At 40.8% G+C, this 19,525-nt stretch carries 21 protein-coding genes and 1 riboswitch; of the genes, 13 read left to right on the forward strand and 8 right to left on the reverse strand.

Annotation, left to right across the window (positions count from 1 at the left end):
* Positions 1-5 precede the first annotated feature (5 nt).
* Complete coding sequence (locus ACNQGS_RS25765; RefSeq protein ID WP_491489834.1) at positions 6-461, forward strand: (2Fe-2S)-binding protein; 456 nt, start codon at positions 6-8, stop codon at positions 459-461.
* A 52-nt stretch (positions 462-513) separates the two neighbouring features.
* On the opposite strand, the gene ACNQGS_RS25770 is transcribed toward ACNQGS_RS25765, so the two are convergent.
* A complete protein-coding gene (locus tag ACNQGS_RS25770; protein ID WP_491489835.1) occupies positions 514-1,842 on the reverse strand; it encodes an IS3 family transposase in 1,329 nt (442 codons plus the stop codon).
* A 119-nt stretch (positions 1,843-1,961) separates the two neighbouring features.
* Entirely contained in the window at positions 1,962-4,025 is a 2,064-nt protein-coding gene (locus tag ACNQGS_RS25775) for a peptidoglycan D,D-transpeptidase FtsI family protein (protein WP_491489836.1), read from the reverse strand.
* Between the two features lie 177 nt (positions 4,026-4,202).
* Here ACNQGS_RS25775 and ACNQGS_RS25780 point away from each other — a divergent pair, with 177 nt between their 5' ends.
* The gene (locus ACNQGS_RS25780) at positions 4,203-4,589 is read left to right on the forward strand and encodes a hypothetical protein (protein ID WP_491489837.1); all 387 of its coding nucleotides are present in this window, start codon (positions 4,203-4,205) and stop codon (positions 4,587-4,589) included.
* Between the two features lie 49 nt (positions 4,590-4,638).
* Here ACNQGS_RS25780 and ACNQGS_RS25785 read toward each other — a convergent pair whose 3' ends face one another.
* From ACNQGS_RS25785 to ACNQGS_RS25795, 3 genes are read right to left on the reverse strand one after another with little or no spacing between them, the layout of a single operon-like run.
* Positions 4,639-5,127, reverse strand: coding sequence for a (2Fe-2S)-binding protein (locus ACNQGS_RS25785; protein WP_491489838.1), 489 nt, complete (start codon positions 5,125-5,127; stop codon positions 4,639-4,641).
* Positions 5,124-5,963: an FAD binding domain-containing protein gene (locus tag ACNQGS_RS25790; protein WP_491489839.1), complete on the reverse strand. Its 840-nt coding sequence runs from the start codon at positions 5,961-5,963 to the stop codon at positions 5,124-5,126. The genes ACNQGS_RS25785 and ACNQGS_RS25790 overlap by 4 nt, the downstream gene beginning before the upstream one ends.
* The gene (locus ACNQGS_RS25795; protein ID WP_491489841.1) at positions 5,960-8,305 is read right to left on the reverse strand and encodes a xanthine dehydrogenase family protein molybdopterin-binding subunit; all 2,346 of its coding nucleotides are present in this window, start codon (positions 8,303-8,305) and stop codon (positions 5,960-5,962) included. Before ACNQGS_RS25795 ends, ACNQGS_RS25790 begins: the two co-directional genes overlap by 4 nt.
* Positions 8,306-8,553: 248 nt before the next feature.
* On the opposite strand from ACNQGS_RS25795, the gene ACNQGS_RS25800 reads away from it, so the two are divergent.
* From ACNQGS_RS25800 to ACNQGS_RS25825, 6 genes are all read left to right on the forward strand, one after another.
* Positions 8,554-10,086 (forward strand): carboxypeptidase M32, encoded by a 1,533-nt coding sequence (locus tag ACNQGS_RS25800; protein ID WP_491489843.1) that lies wholly within the window; start codon positions 8,554-8,556, stop codon positions 10,084-10,086.
* A 290-nt stretch (positions 10,087-10,376) separates the two neighbouring features.
* Positions 10,377-11,159 carry a TerC family protein gene (locus ACNQGS_RS25805; RefSeq protein WP_491489845.1) on the forward strand — a complete coding sequence of 261 codons (783 nt, stop codon included), beginning with the start codon at positions 10,377-10,379 and terminating at the stop codon, positions 11,157-11,159.
* A gap of 181 nt (positions 11,160-11,340) precedes the next feature.
* Entirely contained in the window at positions 11,341-12,042 is a 702-nt protein-coding gene (gene pssA, locus ACNQGS_RS25810) for a CDP-diacylglycerol--serine O-phosphatidyltransferase (protein WP_213115975.1), read from the forward strand.
* Positions 12,043-12,069: 27 nt separating this feature from the next.
* Positions 12,070-12,375, forward strand: a complete 306-nt coding sequence (locus ACNQGS_RS25815; RefSeq protein WP_491489847.1) for an iron-sulfur cluster assembly accessory protein — start codon at positions 12,070-12,072, stop codon at positions 12,373-12,375.
* A gap of 177 nt (positions 12,376-12,552) precedes the next feature.
* Positions 12,553-13,299: a Cof-type HAD-IIB family hydrolase gene (locus tag ACNQGS_RS25820; RefSeq protein ID WP_491489848.1), complete on the forward strand. Its 747-nt coding sequence runs from the start codon at positions 12,553-12,555 to the stop codon at positions 13,297-13,299.
* A gap of 113 nt (positions 13,300-13,412) precedes the next feature.
* Positions 13,413-13,613, forward strand: a complete 201-nt coding sequence (locus ACNQGS_RS25825) for a cold-shock protein (protein WP_213140427.1) — start codon at positions 13,413-13,415, stop codon at positions 13,611-13,613.
* Positions 13,614-14,045: 432 nt separating this feature from the next.
* Here ACNQGS_RS25825 and ACNQGS_RS25830 read toward each other — a convergent pair whose 3' ends face one another.
* The 3 genes from ACNQGS_RS25830 to ACNQGS_RS25840 are packed head-to-tail and all read right to left on the reverse strand — an operon-like array spanning position 14,046 to position 15,044.
* Positions 14,046-14,495, reverse strand: a complete 450-nt coding sequence (locus ACNQGS_RS25830) for a hypothetical protein (RefSeq protein WP_491489868.1) — start codon at positions 14,493-14,495, stop codon at positions 14,046-14,048.
* Positions 14,417-14,848, reverse strand: a complete 432-nt coding sequence (locus ACNQGS_RS25835) for a nuclease-related domain-containing protein (RefSeq protein WP_491489849.1) — start codon at positions 14,846-14,848, stop codon at positions 14,417-14,419. The genes ACNQGS_RS25830 and ACNQGS_RS25835 overlap by 79 nt, the downstream gene beginning before the upstream one ends.
* 25 nt (positions 14,849-14,873) lie before the next feature.
* Positions 14,874-15,044: a hypothetical protein gene (locus ACNQGS_RS25840; RefSeq protein ID WP_491489851.1), complete on the reverse strand. Its 171-nt coding sequence runs from the start codon at positions 15,042-15,044 to the stop codon at positions 14,874-14,876.
* Positions 15,045-15,160: 116 nt separating this feature from the next.
* On the opposite strand from ACNQGS_RS25840, the gene ACNQGS_RS25845 reads away from it, so the two are divergent.
* From ACNQGS_RS25845 to ribH, 5 genes are all read left to right on the forward strand, one after another.
* The gene (locus tag ACNQGS_RS25845; protein WP_491489852.1) at positions 15,161-16,000 is read left to right on the forward strand and encodes an oxidoreductase; all 840 of its coding nucleotides are present in this window, start codon (positions 15,161-15,163) and stop codon (positions 15,998-16,000) included.
* Between the two features lie 192 nt (positions 16,001-16,192).
* Positions 16,193-16,660, forward strand: coding sequence for a GyrI-like domain-containing protein (locus tag ACNQGS_RS25850; RefSeq protein WP_491489854.1), 468 nt, complete (start codon positions 16,193-16,195; stop codon positions 16,658-16,660).
* 75 nt (positions 16,661-16,735) lie between these two features.
* A riboswitch (FMN riboswitch) is annotated at positions 16,736-16,883 on the forward strand.
* Between the two features lie 151 nt (positions 16,884-17,034).
* Positions 17,035-17,694, forward strand: a complete 660-nt coding sequence (gene ribE / locus ACNQGS_RS25855) for a riboflavin synthase (RefSeq protein WP_491489855.1) — start codon at positions 17,035-17,037, stop codon at positions 17,692-17,694.
* A 37-nt stretch (positions 17,695-17,731) separates the two neighbouring features.
* Entirely contained in the window at positions 17,732-18,925 is a 1,194-nt protein-coding gene (locus tag ACNQGS_RS25860) for a bifunctional 3,4-dihydroxy-2-butanone-4-phosphate synthase/GTP cyclohydrolase II (RefSeq protein ID WP_491489856.1), read from the forward strand.
* Positions 18,926-18,943: 18 nt separating this feature from the next.
* On the forward strand, positions 18,944-19,411 hold the full coding sequence (ribH, locus tag ACNQGS_RS25865) for a 6,7-dimethyl-8-ribityllumazine synthase (protein ID WP_213140423.1): 468 nt from the start codon (positions 18,944-18,946) through the stop codon (positions 19,409-19,411).
* The last annotated feature ends 114 nt before the right edge of the window (positions 19,412-19,525 follow it).

Consider the following 19,525-nt stretch of genomic DNA (forward strand, 5'->3'; position numbering starts at 1 on the left):
TTTCAATGAGCCTGCACACTTTTCCATTGAATGTTAATGGAGAAAAGCGGATGGTGACCGCCAGATTTGCGGACACCCTTTTATTTGTATTGCGCGGTAGACTTGGACTGACAGGCGCTAAACCAGGCTGTTTAAATGGTGATTGCGGGGCATGTTCGGTAAATGTGGATGGCTGGCCGATGAAATCCTGTCTGATGCTGGCCGTTGAGGCGATTGGAAAAGAGGTAACGACAATTGAAGGGTTAAAGGATACGCCTATCCAAAAAGCCTTCGTGGAAAATTTTGCCTTCCAATGTGGATATTGTACACCAGGCTTTATCATGAACTGCCATGCACTAATTAAACAGCATCCAGATGCGGGTGATGATACAATCAAGGAATGGCTTGAATCAAATATTTGCCGGTGCACAGGTTATGCTGAAATTGAGAAGGCTGTAAAAAGTGTATTGGAGAAAAAATAAGGGGGTGCTTGTAAACTGGCACCTATGTCAAGGACACAATAAAAAAAAGAGATTAAGCAGCTAGAAGATGATTCCTATATTGTATAGGGGTCATCTTTTTTAAATTCCACTGATAGCGGTAATTGTTATAGTAAACCATGTAATGATTTATTTTTGACTTCAATTCCTTCAATGTTCTTGCCGATTTATAATCGACCTCATCCTTAAGATGGCCAAAGAATGATTCTTGAGGGGCGTTATCCCAACAGTTTCCTCTCCTTGACATGGACTGGCCCAGACCATATTTCTTTAATAGTTTCTGGTATCTCGGGCTTGTGTAATGACTTCCCTGGTCCGAGTGTATAAAAGCATCTTCATGAAGCGTAACTTTCTTGTTGTTCATCAATTTATGGATTGTCTGGGTGGCGATGTCCAATGTAATGCGGTCAGACACATGGTAAGCCAGGATTTCATTGGTGGATGCGTCTTTTACGGTCGACAAATAAGCCATGCAATTACCGTTATATGGCAAATAAGTGATATCCGTCAGTAATACTTTTCCAGGGATTCCTTGCTTAAATTCCCTGTTTAATTTGTTCGGGACAACTTGATGCTCCTTTGTCGCTTTTGCGATCCTTTTATAAGGATTTGGCTTTCGGTGAGGACAGACGATTCCATATTTCCTCATGATTCTCTGTATCTTTTTACGGCTAAAGGTAATGTTAAAATCATTTTCCAATATCATTTTAATGGAGCGGGAACCTTTCTTATATCCCCGTCGCTCAAAGGCCTTTAAAATGATTTCTTTAGCTTCTAGATCCAATTTCTCTCTTGCTTCCCGGGCAGAGGAAGCCTTAAGGTAGCTATTATACCCAGACCGGGATACCTCTAAGAGGTCGCAAAAATACCTAGTCATCCCCTTAAATCCATTTTGTTTAATAGTCTCCTGAATTAATTGATACGCTCTATTCGGATTTAGATTTTCGCTTGCGCTTAGCAGCCTCCTTTCTGTCGTTTCTAGCTTTTTTAACAGCTCAACCTGTCCTTCCAACAGCTCGATTCTTGCCCTTTGCCTTTCAATCACTTCGGACGGTGTAAGCTCACGTTTCAAGGGTCTGCCAGAAGCGGTTTTCCTCGTATCCGTAAGTCCGATCAAGCCATTCTTCTCATAGGCTTTTTTCCACCTGCAGGCTGACTGTTCGATTCGTTTTATTCCTATAACGTCCACATCAAAGCCGTTCTCCGCAAAGATCTGACGGGGAAGTTTGCCGGCTAGGTATTCATCTATAAATCTATTTTTAAAATCGTCAGTATAGGTGATAGACCGCTCGCTGACACGATGTACATTTGCATTCTTTCGAAGTGTGTTTATCTCTTTAGTTGAAAAAGTTATTTTACTCATGATGTCCCCTAATCCCCATATCTTGAAATTCAAGTATATAAAAAAATACCTGTAGATAAAACACTCTTTTTCAAGTGTCCTAACTACAGGTACCATTTTATTGAGGAGCACCCCCTTATTTAATGGCTTTTCATTTTAAAGTAGGTATCCAAAACCCTTCGGCCAATTTTTAAATTAGCCTTGTTATCATCATCTCCTTGAAACGCCCATGGAACTAAAACAGCCATCGCTACCTCAGGATTAGTACTTGGAGCGTAACTGACAAGACTTAGATTCATAACTGATGGAGGAATCTTTCCAAAGCGGCTTCTTAATGGTCCATCATAAAAGGCTTCCGCAGTACCGGTTTTTCCGGCAGGTGCATAAGGAGCACCTTCGAAAAATTTAAAAGCCGTACCGCCCGGTTCCTGCATGACTTTGCGAAAGCCCGTCTGTACTCGGTTCAGCCACTCCTTTTTGGCATCAATTGTATTTAAAACGACAGGAGAAATTTCCTGCGCCACGGAACCCAGCTCCTCCGTTCCCGAAGCAGGCCGGCGGATTTCCTTCACGACATGTGGCTGCATCCGATAGCCGCCATTGGCGATGGTCGAAACATATTGGGCAAGCTGCATAGCTGAATAGGTATCATACTGCCCGATGACCAGATCGAGCAAATACCCTGGAAGCCTGCTCATTCCTTTAAATCCAGTTTGCTCATTTGGCAAATCAATACCCGTTCTTGTCCCAAGGCCAAATGAAGCGAAGGAATTTCTGATGGTTTCAAACGCTTGCAGATTTTTTAGATTTAATGGTTGATCGTATTCATAATGCGCGTTTCCAATTCTTAACGCTGTATGAAACATATAAACGTTCGAGGACTTTTTTAACGCCTGAATTTCATTTAATCTTCCTAAATAGGCATAAGACTTTTTAAGCGGAGTGTCTTTAATTTTAATTCCGGCATCATCAAATACTGTTCCTGGTGTAATCGCTCCCGTTTTATATCCGGTTAAGACAGTCGCCCCTTTCACCGTGGAACCGACATTATATGTAGTTGTAAACGTGCCAAGGGCATCATCCTCCATTACTTTTCTCCCCGAAGAATCCTTGACGATTTTTTTTCCGGACATGGCCAATATTTCGCCTGTAAAGGGGTTCATTAAAACAACATAAGCCCTGTCAGTTAAGGCAGTACCCGGCATTTTTTTGGCAGCCCAGAGTTCTTCTTCGATAATCTGGTCAACTGCTTTTTGCAGGTCCATGTCAATGGTTAAGACAAGGTCTTTCCCTTTTTGGCCGTCTGAAACAGGCTGCGATTCAATGACTCTTCCGGCTTTATCGGTTACATTTTTAACTTTTGTTTTATATCCCCTTAATACTTCCTCATACTGCAGTTCCAGTTGGCTTTTGCCAACCCGGTCATTGCGGCTGTATCCTCTTGCTAAAAAATAATCCAATTGATCGGCCGGGAGTCCTTCATCAGAATTGGTCACCTTGCCAAGGACAGACCTCAGTGTTTCATCAAAAGGGTAGGACCGCTCCCAATCGGTGGTCGTATCTACGCCAGGAAGGGACTCGAGATTTTCACTGACAACTGCGTATTCCCCATCACTGACATTTTCATTTTTTACAAGCTGTGAAGTGAATTTATACCCGCTTGTAAATTCTCGGAATATGGCTGCTGCCTCTAGTTCCTCTTTGGATAAATTCATGTCCGCGTCAGATATGCGTTCCAGTTTTAATTTATATAAATCCTGATCCGTTAATTTTTTAGCAGCAAACAATTCCTTTTCTTTTCTGGTGATTTTCGCATCAGCTTGCTTTGGATTTTTTATAATCCAATAATCCTTTTTATTTTTGTCAGTTAGCTTATCTGTATTTTTATCGATTAGTTTTCCTAATTTCTCAGCTGTTTCAAGCATTTCTGTTAGCGTAAATCCTTCGTTGCTGAAGGTAATGGCACTCTTAGGGATATTATCCACGATCACTCGGTAATTGCGGTCAAGCATTTTCCCTCTTGGGACAGGATTACTTACTGTAATTCCTTCTTTTCGTTCCAAATCCCTCTTGAAATTTTCTCCATAGACAATCTGAACAAAGCCAAGCCTTAGAATGAGGATGGAAAATAATAAAAACACACTGAAAAAAAGGAAATTTAAACGAAAGGGAAAGTGGGATTTTTTCTTTTTTTCCTTCTCCAATTAGCTTTCACTTCCTTTTTCTTACGAATTGTTAAAATTATTATGCCTTATTGTAAAAAGGCGCATAACGAATATATTGGTAAATTTTCTTCATAATGTTAAATAATCCATTTGGATATTATCATGTTAAATTTAGAAAACTACGTATAGACAAACACTAAGAAAGGGTGCAACGGTGTGAAAAAACAGCAGCAAAAGCAATCCCAAATGGACCAACTGCAGAAAATGCAGCAAGCGACTCAGCAGCTTCAGGAAAACCAGCCTGCCATGGAGCAGCAATTTCAGGCACAAAAGAAACAGGCATTGCAAACTATGCAGGAAGCTTCGCAAACCATTCAGCAAAATGTTTCAATGGCAAATCTACAAGGCATGCAGCAAGCCGGGCAAAAGCTTCAGCAGGCCGTCCAGCAGCTTGATTTGATGCAGGGTATAGCAGTAACCCAGGCTGCTACAGCTCAGCAGCAGCAATTGGAGCAGGTTCAGCAGCAGATTGAACAGGCCTCGCAAACCCTAAGTTTGATTGAATCGCTGAATACTACCAATAACAGCTTCAAAAAAGGATGAATGATAATAAAACCCAGCTTATGGATCACATTAAGCTGGGTTTTATTTTTTAAGAGGCAAAATCATTTTTGTTATTCTGCAGTACTGTTTTGACCGCATCGCGGATTTCCTGGTATCCTGTGCAGCGGCAGAGATTGGATTGCATCCATTCCTCGATGGTTGTATCATCTGCATCTGGATGTTTAGCTGCCAGGGCGTGGCAGTTTAAAATAAAGCCAGGTGTACAAAATCCACATTGAATAGCCCATTTTTCGACAAATATCTTTTGAATCGGTGAATTCATCAGCGCTTCTATAGTAGTAACCTGTTGATTGACGGTTTCTACCGTTAGAGATAGGCAGGCGTGCTGTGGTTCACCATTAATCAAAACCGTGCAGGCCCCACAGTCCCCATTTTGGCATGCACGCTTAGCACCGGTTAAGCCAAGCTCTTCCCTCAGTGTTTCTAACAAGGTGTCTGCGGACCGAACCATAACATCTTTTGAATCACCGTTTACATGTAATTTTACGATTGTTTTTTCCGAACCATTTGTGTTCATGCCTTTGCAGCCTCCAAATTATCCAGCATTTCCCTTAAGGTATTTTTTAGTACAAATTGACGGTATGCGGCTGAGGCTTGAATATCTTCGATAATCTGGGCAGGCAAACGGGAGAGCGCTTTATCAATTCGTTCATTAATCGAAAGGGAGGAATCATTTAAAGCAGCCTCCATTTCGCTTGACCGGAACGGGAATTCACAAACTCCACTGAGTGCCGCCAGGATCTGCTTGTCCTTTTGAACAGCCGCGAGCGAAACAATTGGATATCCTATTTTAGAAATTTTCGTTTTTTTCAGGCTGACAAATGGGAGATTGACATTTGTTTTGTTAATCAGTATCTGGACGATAAACTGACTTGGATTTAGCTTGATTTCCTTATCGAAAATATCGCTTAGCTGCAGGGTTGTCTCACCTTCATCACCGGCTATTTTTATCTTTGCATCCGCCACTAAAAGGGGCAAAAGGCCCTCCCGATAGATAAGCCGGCTGTTCAGATTTCCACCAAGTGTAATTTTATTACGTGAAGTATGGTCAGCTATCCGTTTTAATGTTTGACTTAGCAAAGGATATAGGTCTGTTTCTGAAATTTTGTTTAATGAGAGGGAAGAGCCGATGACAAGCTCCTCACCTTGGAATTCTATTACATTGCAATCCGGAATTCCCTTCAGGTCAATAACTGCTTCAGCTGTCATCTTATTGATCCTGGAAAAGGTAATGAATTCTGTGCCCCCATTATAATATATAACGGTTTTTCCCTGATTCTGGAGGGATTTAAAGGTTTGAACCGCTTCTTGAATGGAAACAGGCTTATAATATTCAAATTCAAATGGGATCATTTCAGCCTTTCCTCCCGGGTCTTCCAAATCAGTTCAGGGATTAACGGCAAATGATTTAAATCGACTTCGGCAGCAGAAGAAAGGGCATTTGCCAAGGCACCAGCCATGCCGATAACTCCATATTCGCCAATTCCCCTTGCCCCAAACGGCCCATCAATTGCAGGTGTCTCCACGAAATCAACAAGGTATTCTACTGGCTGATCGCCAAACCTCATGATTTGATAGGTTCGTAATTGCGGGTTTTGGACTATTCCCTTTTCGTCAAAAATGAATGCTTCATGACTGGCAAAACTAAGCCCTAAATACATGCCGCCCCGCATTTGCTGTGTGGCGGTTGCCGGGTTAATGATTCTGCCGCCGTCGAGCACTGTTACTGCTTTTAAAATTTTGTACGTACAGTCTTTGGAATCCCATTCCACTTCAACTGCCTGGGCTCCAACGGACCACCAGGGGCCGGGCTTTCCGAAGCCTGTTTCCTTATCCATCGGGGTTAGATGTCTTTGGACATATCTCCCGTGCCCGACTACTTGTCCTTCAACGGCATGGCCATTGGGATATTTGTATCCAAGAGCAATATCTTCGATTTTTATGCCATATTCCGGGTTTGGTTTTAAATATACCCGGCCGCCGCCGACTTCTAAATCCTCGGCAGAACATTCCAATGCGATTGAAGCTGTTTTTTTTAGCTGTGATATGGCATCATCACAAGCTGCCATAACTGCCCGGCCTGCTAAAAATGTGGTACTGCTGGCAACTGTTCGCCACTGGTGCGGATCATTTTGAGTATTGACCTCCATTGTAACGTGGACTTTATTTAGTTCCATCTTCAACCGTTCTGCTGCCATTTGTGCCAGGATTGTTTTAGTGCCCTGTCCCAATTCAATCGCAGCACAGTTTAAATTAACGCTGCCATCCGATTCAAAAGTCAGGATAGCACCTGCCTGCGCATTTGTTGCGGTTGTCGAAGTTTTCCAAAAGATGCTCATCCCCCTTGTGATCACCTTGCCATTGTTGGTTTCAAGCCGCTGACCTTGATCCCATTGAATGAGTTCCTTCGCTCTTTCCATACATTTTTCAGCATCGCCAATATTACTAGCTGTAAGGACAGTCTGTGTAGGGCTCGTATCGCCCGGCTTGATGATGTTTCTTTTTCGAAGCTCAATCGGATCGATATTTAACTTTTTGGCAAGCTGGTCCATCGTCCGCTCCACAGCAAAAGTCAGCTCCGGATGTGCGTAACCCCTGAAGGATGTCGCAAAAGGATGGTTTGTATACATACAATAGGAGTCACACCAAACGTTTGGTATGTTGTATGGACCTGTACAGTCAAGAGCCATGGCTCTGGTAATCCCGGCAGCCTGATCAGTATAGGCACCTGAATCAATTAAAAAGTTATATTGCCCTGCAATAAGTCTGCCGTTTTTGTCAGCTCCAAGTGAAATCGTAGCTTCTAAGCCAATATGGCAGGGGGCTGTTATCAAATCTTCTTCCCGGTCATACTCAAGTTTAACCATTTTCCCGCCTACCGCCTTTGAGGCCAGATAAGCAAGCGGTTCTAATTGAACGGTTCCTTTACCGCCAAAAGCACCGCCAAGCATTGGGACGTGAACGACAATATTACCCACCTCAATATTAAAAAACTGATTTAACACCTTTTTTATCGTATAGGGCGACTGTGTGGTGGAATGGACAATAACCTTCCCGTTTGGGCTAATTTCCACTCTTGTACAGCGTGGCTCTAAAGCGGCATGGTCTGAAAGGTTAAAAGAATAGGTTTCTTTTATTTTCACTTCACAGTTTTCCCAAGCGGTTATGAAATTTCCTTTGCGGATTTTGATATGGCTTCCGATATTTGTTCCTTGAACAGGGTAAACATTACTGATAATTTTCATGTACTGTCCTGAATTTTCATGGATTAGGGGTGCGCCGTTCTGAAATGCTTCCTTAACGGAATTAACAATCGGCAGCGGGTCATAGTCGACCTTAACAAGGCCTGCCGCTTTTTTTGCCTGATATTCATGATCAGCCACTACAATGGCGATAGGTTCGCCATAATAGCGCACTTTTTCATAAGCAAGCGGTGGGCGATCTGCGAGGATCGGGCCGATATGAAATGGAAACATTTCGCCGGTCACAATCGCTCGAACACCAGATACCTTCCAGGCTTCGGTAACATCTATGGCGTTAATTTTGGCATGGGCATGAGTGCTTGTAACTAATTTCGCATGGATAAGTCCGGGCGCTGAAAAATCCGCCAGGTATTTGATGTTGCCGGAAGCCTTTTCCAGTGCATCTATTCGATGCTCAGGTTTTCCGACCGACATCCAAATGTTTTCCCGCATATTATTGTCCTCCTTGGAGTAAGGAAATAAAATTCTATTAATAAATTCGGAAATATTTTAAACAATGTTTGTATTTTTCACCCATTTGTAAAATTTATACAGACATAAAAACGAGGGAGATAAGAGATAAAAATCAGTTTGAAAAGGCTTTCAAATTTTTTCCATAATGACCAGTTTTCCTTTATAATAAATGAGGATGAACTAACAGTTTTTTCATCAATTGGAAAATAGAACAGGAGGGGGCTAATATGGAACAGAAGGTATTGGAGCCGAAATTACAACACGCATTGGAGAAATTTAAGGCATTAGATGAAAAAATAACGCATTACTCAAGTATTATCGGTTTGGCAGACTGGGATCAGAAGGTGATGGCACCGAAAAAAGGGAGACACGTTTTTGCAAAGGCAGCCGGCACATTGAGGACAGAGGTGTTTAAATTATCGGTTTCACCAGAAATGGGTGAACTGCTTACTACTTTAACACTTCCTGCGAATTCTGCAGTTTTAGATGAAGCAACAAAAGCGAAGGTAAGAGAATATAAGACTTTTTATGAAAAATCCAAAAGCATTCCCGCTGACATGTTCCAGGACTATTCGGTGCTGACAGGACAGGCAAATGATGCCTGGGAGGAGGCAAGAGCAAATAACGATTTTGCTCGTTTCTTACCGTATCTGGAAAAGATTGTGGAGTACAAGCGAAAGTTCGCTGAAATCTATGGCTATGAGGACCATCCATATGATGCTTTGCTAGATGAATTTGAACCTGGTTTAACCGTAAAAATTCTGGATCCGCTGTTTGCAAAGCTAAGAGAATCCAGTGTACGGTTATTGAATCGGATTCAAAAGACTGGTAGAGGAACAAGGTCGGAAATTTTCAACCAGGCTTTTGAAGTTGAAAAGCAGAAACAATTTAATCGCTATATCCTGCCAATCATTGGTTTTGATATGGAGGCCGGAAGATTGGATGAGACTGTTCACCCGTTTGCTCAAACAGTGAATATTGGGGACGTCCGCTTGACGACGCGTTATTTGGAACAAAATGTGCGCTCTGCCTTATTTGGCACGATCCACGAAGCGGGTCATGGCATTTACGAACAGCATATTAATCCGGAGTATGAGGAATCTGTCCTTCAAAGCGGTGCCTCTTTTGGGATTCATGAATCTCAATCAAGATTTTTAGAAAACATGGTCGGCCGCAGCAAAGAATTTTGGAATTATTTTTATCCCAAGCTTAAGGAAACATTCCCAGAGCAGCTTGCAAATGTGTCTGTCGATGAGTTTTATCGAGCGGTTAACACAGTTGAGCCATCGTTCATCCGAGTTGAAGCAGATGAACTGACCTATAATCTGCATATTATGGTCCGCTATGAAATCGAAAAGGCCCTAATCGCTGGTGAAATAGAAGCAAAGGATTTGCCAAGCATTTGGAATCAAAAGATCGAGGATTACCTAGGAATTATACCGATTTCTGATACGGTAGGAGTGTTGCAGGATGTTCACTGGTCGTTTGGCGGCATTGGTTATTTCCCATCTTATTCGTTAGGAAACCTGTATGCGGCGCAAATTCTTAGGAAGATTCAACAGGATTTGCCGGAATTTCATCAGCTTATTGAAAATGGCAGGTTTGATGCGATTCAGGACTGGTTAAAGGAAAATATTCATCAATATGGGAAGCTTTATACACCGAATGAATTAATTGTCAAGGTAACAGGTGAAGAATTGAACGCTGACTACCTGGTGGAATACCTCGAGAAAAAATACTCCGCAGTGTATGAACTGTAAAATATTTGCATTCTTAGAAACTTACATTGACATCTTTTTAAAAGTTTAATATAGTATAAGTAATAGAATATTTCCTTTTTAAAGGGGAGTAGCTGCTACAATAAAGTCGTCATTCCGAGAATTTATTCTCCGGCTTTATTGGCAACCTGGACGTTGTTAGCAAGACCTTTACTTTACTGTAAAGGTCTTTTTATATGCTTTTTTAGGCCTTTACTGTATTCGGTAAAGGCCTTTTTATTTGGCAAAAGGGTATTTTATGAACCAAAACCTTTTAAAGGAGGAATTGTATAGTGGATTTTTCTCTATTGTTGGAGTACGGCTGGGTTTTAATTATTTTGGTGGCATTAGAAGGTTTACTAGCGGCGGATAATGCTTTGGTATTGGCAATCATGGTAAAACATCTCCCAGAGGAAGAACGAAAAAAGGCATTATTTTACGGCTTGGCTGGTGCATTTATCTTCCGTTTTGCTTCTCTTTTCGCCATTTCCTTCCTGGTGGATGTATGGCAGGTTCAAGCCATTGGTGCCCTTTATTTATTATTTATGGCCGGCAATCACATTTTTCGTAAAGTAGTGAAAAGAAAAGCTGAAGGAAAAGAGAAAAAGGAAATAAGTAAAAAAAGTGGATTTTGGACCACCGTATTTAAGGTGGAATTGGCGGATATTGCTTTTGCTGTTGATTCTATTCTCGCAGCTGTTGCCATGGCTGTCGTTCTTCCCAATACCCCGCTTCCGAATATTGGCGGACTAGATGGCGGAAAGTTCTTGGTTATCTTTGCCGGCGGAATTATTGGTCTAGTGATTATGCGTTTTGCAGCTAATATGTTTGTTAAGCTTCTCGAAAGACGCCCAGGCCTTGAGATTGCCGCATTTGCGATTGTTGGCTGGGTGGGAGTCAAACTTGTTGTCTATACACTTTCCCATCCTGAACTAGCAATATTAAATGAAGATTTTGCACACTCAACCGAGTGGAAGGTGAGTTTTTACCTTGTCTTGGTTGGAATTGCTGCAGCAGGATGGTTCTTCTCAAAGGATAAAGTATTAAAAACCTCAGAAAAAGAAGCATCATCATGAAATCATAAAAAGGGGGCTGTTTCAATACGGAACAGCCTCTTCTATATTTTTAAAATTAATTTTGTTAAAATATGTTATGATATAATATTGACATAGTAACGTAACCTAACAGATATTAATAAGAGAGGAATGATTTTGAATAAAAGGGTATTAATTAATCCTTTTTATTGTTTAAATTGGAGTGATACATATTATTAGAAACAGTATTCCAAATTTGTTTACGCTATTTAATTTATTTTTTGGCTTTTTGTCGGTCATGTATTCGGCCCAGGGGGATTATAAGAATGCGGCCATTCTGATCTTAATCGGGATGATGCTCGATAGCATGGACGGACGGATTGCCAGAATACTGCGTGTGGAAAGTGAGCTGGGAAAAGAGCTTGATTCACTCGCTGACATCGTTACCTTTGGTGTTGCGCCTGCGATGATGGCTTATTACTCCTACTTTTCTACATATGGCATTGTGGGCATGGCGATTTCAGGTTTGTTTCCATTATTCGGAGCTTATCGATTAGCACGCTTCAACATAAATGCGGTGAAATCTTCATTAAAGTATTTTACGGGTGTACCCATCACGGCTGGGGGCGGGGTGTTAACGCTGCTGACGCTGTTTCACGGCAAAATGCCATCAATTGTTCTCCCTATCGCCTTTTTTGTGATTTGTTTCTTAATGGTAAGCACCGTTAAAATCCCAAGCCTGAAGGACGTTCCCCTGCCCAAATACGGAATTATTGTCACTGCTTTTTTAGGCTGCGCCATTTATTTATTTTTCAAAAAAGAACAATATCGTTTTCCATACTTTCTCTATGTAGCCATCCCGCTATACATCGCGTTTATTTGGTTCCAGCTGGTTAGAGAGAAAAGAAAACGAAATACTCGTTAATTATTTTAGAAAGAGGGCTTAGAAGAAATGAAGGTAAAAGTAAATCGTAGTGCTGCAAAGGAATTGAAAAAAATGCTTGGACAAGAGGAAGCGGAGGGTAAAATGTTCCGTGTTTATGTTTCCAACATCCACGGCGATCATGCCCATTATGACCTGATGCTTGATACACCAACCGACAAGGATGAAGTGGTAAAATCCGATAAGGATATTGATTTTATTCTGGAAAAGGATAATGAATGGTTAGATGGTGTTTGGATTCAATTTTTCCAAGTACCTAATGAAGAGTGGGTAATTACCAACCCATCCAGAGGCGGCCATCACCATCATCATTAATCATAAGGAGCAACTATCAGTTTCTTATTTTCATCTCCCTCCTTGCGGAATATCGCAGGGAGTTTTTTGCATTTACCATAAAAATATTATGTAAATTAAAAAGTCTCCTTCTTTGAAAAGACGTATTCAAAAATGGTAATCTAATGTAATGAGCAGAACAGAAGGGAGCAAGAGGAATTGAATAATCATATAGATATTAAATTAATTGCCCTTGATATGGATGGGACCTTATTAAATAACCAGCATGAAATTTCTGTGGCAAACCGTGAGGCGATCAAAGAAGCCCAGGATAAGGGCGTATTTGTTGTTCTAAGTACAGGACGATCTTTTTTAAATAGTCATAATCATGCCGATTCTCTAAATCTTTCGTCCTTTTTGGTGACGGTAAATGGAAGTGAGATTTGGGATGAAAAACGCGAACTTGTGAGAAGATCGCTTGTAAAATCTGAACAAATTGAATGGATGCTGAAGCTTGCCAATGAGCACAAAGCGACATTTTGGGCAATCAGTACGGAACGAAACTGGCACAATGAAATGCCAGAGGATTTGCATTCGGTTGAGTGGATGAAATTTGGCTTCAATATTCACGACGATGCCGTCCGCGAAATTGTGATTAAAGAGCTAGAAGCTAGAGGTGAATTTGAACTGTCAAATTCAACACCATTCAACATAGAGGTTAACGCTTCAGGTATTAACAAAGCGCAAGGATTAAAGCTTGTGTGCGAGCGGCTCGGAATTGAGATGAAGAATGTAATGGCTATCGGAGACTCCCGTAACGATCTGGCCATGATTAAAGAAGCTGGCATGGGTGTGGCCATGGGAAATGCCCAGGAGATTGTAAAGGAAACGGCTGACTGGGTGACAGCTTCTAATGAAGAAGATGGCGTGGCGATGGCTATTCGCAAATGGGTTTTAGATAAATAAAAATTTTTTTACTTGGAATTGGTATATGAGGAATGCATACGGGTAAAAATATATGTGCAAGCATTATTTTGCAAAATTTAGTTATGGGAATATGCTAGGAGGCACCGAAAGAAATGGAACATGGCAAGGTAAAATGGTTTAACAGTGAAAAAGGTTTTGGATTTATCGAAAGAGATGGCGGAGAAGACGTCTTCGTTCATTACTCTGCAATTCAAATCGAGGGTTTCAAAACCTTAGACGAAGGACAAGAAGTTACGTTTGATATCGAAAACGGCCAGCGTGGGCCGCAAGCGGTAAATGTCCGTAAAGCTTAATAACTGTTAAAAATTAAACAGACTCTTTTAAAGGGTCTGTTTTTTTCGTAAAAATAAATTGTGCCGTTCGCGTTTTGGTGTGCGAACGGCCTTTTTTGGTTGGTTTTTTAAAAAGGTAACTAACTATTGTGAGCGGGCACGGAGTTTTGCTTAAAGTTAGTTGGAAATGGGCCGGAAATTCGCGCGGATGTTTCCTTTTTAAAAGCAAAATTACAATTTTTTAGAAAAAATCCCCGAGTTGAGTGAGAAAATCATGTAAATACCGATAATCATGTTATATAGGAAATCGATTTTTCAAGCAAGAAAAAATATCAGCGAATTTTTATGATATATTGCGAATTTTTGATTTTATCAGCGAATTTTTATGATATATCAGCGAATTTTTAAATATATCAGCGGATTTTCAAATTTATCAGCGAATCATACAAGTAATTAATTTTTACGGAAATTTGTTGGGTGAATAAAAGGAATTTCTGTAGGAAAATAGACCCTCGCTTTGTTTTCACCCACATATTTAAGATTGGCTGAATGAAGTAATCTACGTGCAAGATCTGGCGAAGATATTTGCGCGAACTCCCTAAACTGTTGATTGGTAATACTAGGCCCATATAATAAAAAATAATCCTGGATAGTGTAAAGATGGGCATTTGGAACAAAGGTATTAGAAAATGAACAATACCAATTTTGGTTTTTGCGTTGCACTGGTAAATGTAAACAAATTGGACAATGCACCCCCGGCAACAAATCACCATGGAGTATGTCAAATCTTTTGAGAATTGGCTTTGTTGGAACAGTATTAAGCTTTAACAAAAGTTTATCAAACTTCCGAAGATCCTTTGGGTCAAATATCTCTTGTTTATGGAAATTCTCAAATAACTGCATTTTATGAAGAATACAGGGGATTTGCAGATGTGCTGCATGACCTTCAATCCATTTCTCCCGACAAAGGAAAGAATGGCATTAGGATTACTGAAAACTACTAAATATTCAATGGGTAACGGTGGTAAATTGTGTTCAGTAAGCACTCTATTAAGGACACTTTGATGCCTTTCTACCTGAAAAATTGGATAGGGGTATGTATATTCTTCACCATTAACTGTTTGAATTAATTGTTCTGAATCTGTGTCAATTAAGATCTTTCCCTTATGATTTTTCACATCTATGATAATTCCGCTTTTGGTAGTTGTAAGGAAGGTATCAATTTGGCAGTTGTACTCTCCATCGGGAAGGTTCAAATCGTGGAAAATATGGTATTCTTTTTCAGGAGAGAGTGCAGGTAATAATCAATCGATTGTTCACCGCGGTATCTGCCCATCGTCCGGCTAATTCATCTGAAATCAGCTGCCATTTTGGATGGTTTTTCCGTAGACGCCTTACCAAGGCCTCTAAAATAAGAATAATCAGTGGGATAAAGCGTGGTTTTATTATCAAATTCATCACTCCTTTTAATTTCCCATTAATCTTTCTCAAAAAGAAGAAAATTTCCTGCTGAATTTTGCAGGAATTTGTCAAAACTTTGTTACATTTTTATTTAAGGGGGAATTACCATGAACGAACCGATTGCCATTGTAACAGGATCCTCAAGCGGATTCGGCCTTTTAACAACTCTGGAGCTTGCTCGGTCGGGTTTTCATGTTATAGCGACGATGAGAAATCTTGAAAAAAGCGGCGAACTCCTTTCAGAAGCCAAGAAAGAAAACATCGAAGATAAAATCACCGTCCACCAACTAGACGTTACCTCACAAGATTCAATCAACCAACTCGACAAACTAACGGAAACTCTAGGCCGTATCGACGTACTCGTCAACAACGCGGGCTACGCCGCTGCCGGGTTTGTCGAGGAGCTCCCGATGGAGGAATACCGTAAACAATTTGAAACAAACGTTTTTGGTGTGATGGCAGTTACCAAAGCCATCTTGCCATATATGCGACAGCAGCGTCATGGAAAAATCATTAATCTTAGCAGCATCAGCGGCGTTGTCGCCTTTCCAGGAATGTCACCATATGTGGCATCAAAGCACGCCCTCGAAGGCTGGGGTGAATGCCTCCGCCTGGAAATGAAGCCATTTGGCGTGGATGTAGTAATGGTAGAGCCTGGTTCGTACAGGACCAGTATTTGGTCTTCAGGAAAACAAATTACCCGCTCCCAACCCGACTCACCGTACTACCGACTAATGGAAGGTATGGAAAATTACATTCTATCCGGAGAAGAAAAGTTTGGCGACCCACGGGAGGTAGCCGAAAAAATCGCAGTAATAGCCAAAATGCAAAAACCAGCATTACGTTTTCCTATTGGTAAGGGTGTGCAAATGGCCATCCTCATTAAAAATCTGATCCCCTGGAGCCGATGGGAGAGGATTCTATTAAACAAACTACCTAAGAAATAAATTTCAAGAAGTTCTTGTGGAATATTTTTGAAATTAATTCCAACATTTAGAAATAAAGTGCAGCCACCATTTTGGCTGCATTTTTGATTTTTTTAAAATAATAAATTTTTGAAAAAGTCGAATTTTTTTGGCAGGAATTTAAGGATATTGTGAGAATATTAGAAATAAGATAGAAAAAAAGGGGGTTTTAACATGGATATCCAAGTAGTAGAAAAAAATGAATTGAGAGTAGTTGGAATTTCATGGAATGGAAGTTATACTGAAACTAACAAGATACCCAAGTTGTTTACAAAATTTAAACAACGCTTAGAGGAAATTTCCTTTAAGACAGAGGAACCGGTTCTTATTGCCCCGTTTCATAGCCGGGAGACGGAGTTTACCTATTACGTCACTGCACCTGTTGAAAAAATTACAGAAATCCCGGAAGGAATGGTTGGCTTTACGATCCCAAGTAAAAATTATGTGGTGACAACCCATAAAGGAAAACCTGATGAGGTAGAAAATACATATAACCTTTTGTTTACGTGGATGAAAGAATATGGCTATGAGCAAGATCATCAAGCATTAAGTTTAGAGATCTATAAGGAAGAGCACAAAGAGCAAAATGCCTGCGGTGATCTTCATTTTGAAATTTATTTGCCAGTAATGGTGTATAAATAAAGTTTATTTTCATTAATCAGTTCGGTTTCCTTTACAGATGCACTTCTGTATAATAATATTAAAATAATTTAACAGTAATTCCTTCGGGGCAAGGTGAAAATCCTTACCGGCGGTGATGAAGCACATGCTTCTTAGTCCGTGACCCGGTTAACAATTTTGTTAAACGGTGGATCTGGTGAAATTCCGGAGCCGACAGTTAAAGTCTGGATGGGAGAAGGGAAATAAGCAGGATTAAAATTGGCGAAATTTAGCCTTTTTTAAGCCTTAATTTTCTATTGTCTTTAAACAGGCCCTGAAGGTTTTTACCTCAGGGTCTTTTTGCTTTTTAGAAGAATCTTTAATCCCTGGAAACCCTAATGAAGGGAGAAAGAAGGATGTTTACCGGAATTATTGAAGAGATTGGTACTATTTCGGCTATACAGCGGACTGGTAATTCATTTGTGATGACGATTGAAGCGAAAAAAATTCTCGCCGATGTTCATCTTGGAGACAGTATTGCTGTCAATGGGGTTTGCTTAACTGTCACCTCCTTTACGGGAACCCGTTTTACGGTCGACGTCATGCCGGAAACGGTTAAAGCCTCTAGTTTAAATTCGTTAAAGCGCGGCTCAAAAGTAAATCTTGAGAGAGCAATGGCGGCCGGTGGAAGGTTTGGCGGTCATATTGTGTCGGGGCATATCGATGGCACCGGGGTTATTAAAAGTAAAAATGCGCTTGAAAATGCTGTGTATTATGAAATTGAGACCGAGCCGGAAATATTGAAATACATTATTTATAAAGGCTCCATAACAGTGGATGGGACAAGCTTAACGGTATTTGGAGTAACCGAAAACTCCGTTACAATATCGTTAATTCCCCATACGATGTCGGAAACTGTGGTCGGTAACAAAGGACCGGGAGAGATTGTAAATTTGGAATGCGATATGATTGGCAAGTATGTCGCTCATTTTATGAATAATTTTTCGAACAATCAGAAGCCTAAAGGCCAATCAGGTATTACGGCCCAATTTTTAGAAGCGAATGGATTTTTATAAAATTGCATGAAAAAACTGAACAAAGGAGTGATACGGTATGTTTGACAGGATTGAAGAAGCAATCGAAGAATTGAAACAAGGGAACGTTATCATTGTTTGCGATGATGAGGACAGGGAAAATGAAGGAGATTTCATAGCGCTTGCCGAAAAGACGACTCCTGAGGTTATCAATTTGATGGTAACGCATGGTAGAGGCCTTGTCTGTGTTCCGATTGAGGAAGAATTAGCAAAAAAATTGGATTTAATGCCGATGGTAGCGAACAATACCGACCCGCATGGGACTGCTTTTACAGTCAGCATTGATCATAAAAATTCTACAACAGGTATTTCGGCCTTTGAACGGTCTGCGACAATCATGAATTTGATTGATCCTCAGTCAAAAGCTGCCGATTTTAAACGTCCTGGCCATGTTTTTCCGCTTATCGCTAAAAAAGGCGGCGTCCTTAGAAGAACAGGTCACACAGAAGCAGCAGTTGATCTTGCAAACCTATCTGGAGCCAAGCCTGCTGGCGTTATTTGTGAAATCATGAATGAAGACGGGACGATGGCCCGGGTACCACAGCTAAGAAAAATCGCCGATAAGCTGGGCCTGAAAATGATTACAATCAAAGATCTGATTGAATACCGAAATCAAAAGGATAAATTGGTAAAGCGGGAAGTGGAAATCAAGTTGCCGACTGAATATGGCGATTTTAAAGCAATCGGGTATTCAAATATGGTAGACGACAAAGAGCATGTTGCTCTCATTAAAGGTGAAATTGACCCGGAGAAGCCAATTCTGGTCAGGGTTCATTCGGAATGCTTAACGGGTGATGTTTTTGGGTCTTACCGCTGTGACTGCGGTCCGCAGCTCCACGCCGCCCTAATGCAGATTGAACAAGCCGGAAATGGTGTGCTGTTGTATATGCGCCAGGAAGGCAGAGGCATTGGCCTCCTTAACAAAATGAAGGCCTATCAGCTTCAGGAACAAGGCTATGATACGGTAGAGGCAAATGAAAAACTCGGCTTTAAGCCTGATTTAAGGGATTATGGAATTGGTGCACAAATTTTAAGAGATCTTGGCATCAGAAAAATGATGTTATTAACGAATAATCCGCGTAAAATTAAGGGCCTAAAGGGCTACGACCTGGAAGTCGTCGAGCGGGTACCGCTGCAAATGGAAATGAGACCCGAAAATGAAAGCTATTTAAAAACCAAACATGATAAATTAGGCCATCTGCTTCATTATTAAAAATACGGAGGAATAGAAATGGGACATATTTTTGAAGGAAATTTAGTTGGTACAGGACTGAAAGTCGGAATCGTAGTAGGACGTTTTAATGAATTTATTACAAGCAAATTATTGTCTGGGGCGCAGGATGCTTTAAAGCGCCATGGAGTGAATGAATCTGATGTGGATGTCGCGTGGGTTCCAGGCGCATTTGAGATTCCATTAATAGCTAAAAAAATGGCAGACAGCAAAAAATATGATGCAGTTATCACCCTAGGTACAGTTATCCGTGGTTCCACACCACATTTTGATTTCGTGTGTAATGAAGTCGCTAAAGGAGTATCCCGCATCACGCTTGATACTGGCATTCCGGTTATTTTTGGGGTATTAACCACAGATTCAATCGAGCAGGCAATCGAGCGGGCAGGTACAAAAGCAGGCAACAAAGGCTGGGATGCTGCTTCTGGCGCCATCGAAATGGCCAACCTAACAAGAAATTTTGAATAACAGAAGGCCAAGGGGGCACCTTTTTTGGGTTGCTCCTTGCTTGTTTAATTCCATAAATTGATTTATAAAAAAGAAAGCAAAAACAAAAACATGTACAAATGAACCCGACTTTTA

Source organism: Neobacillus sp. PVCKKU3 (genome assembly GCF_058323225.1).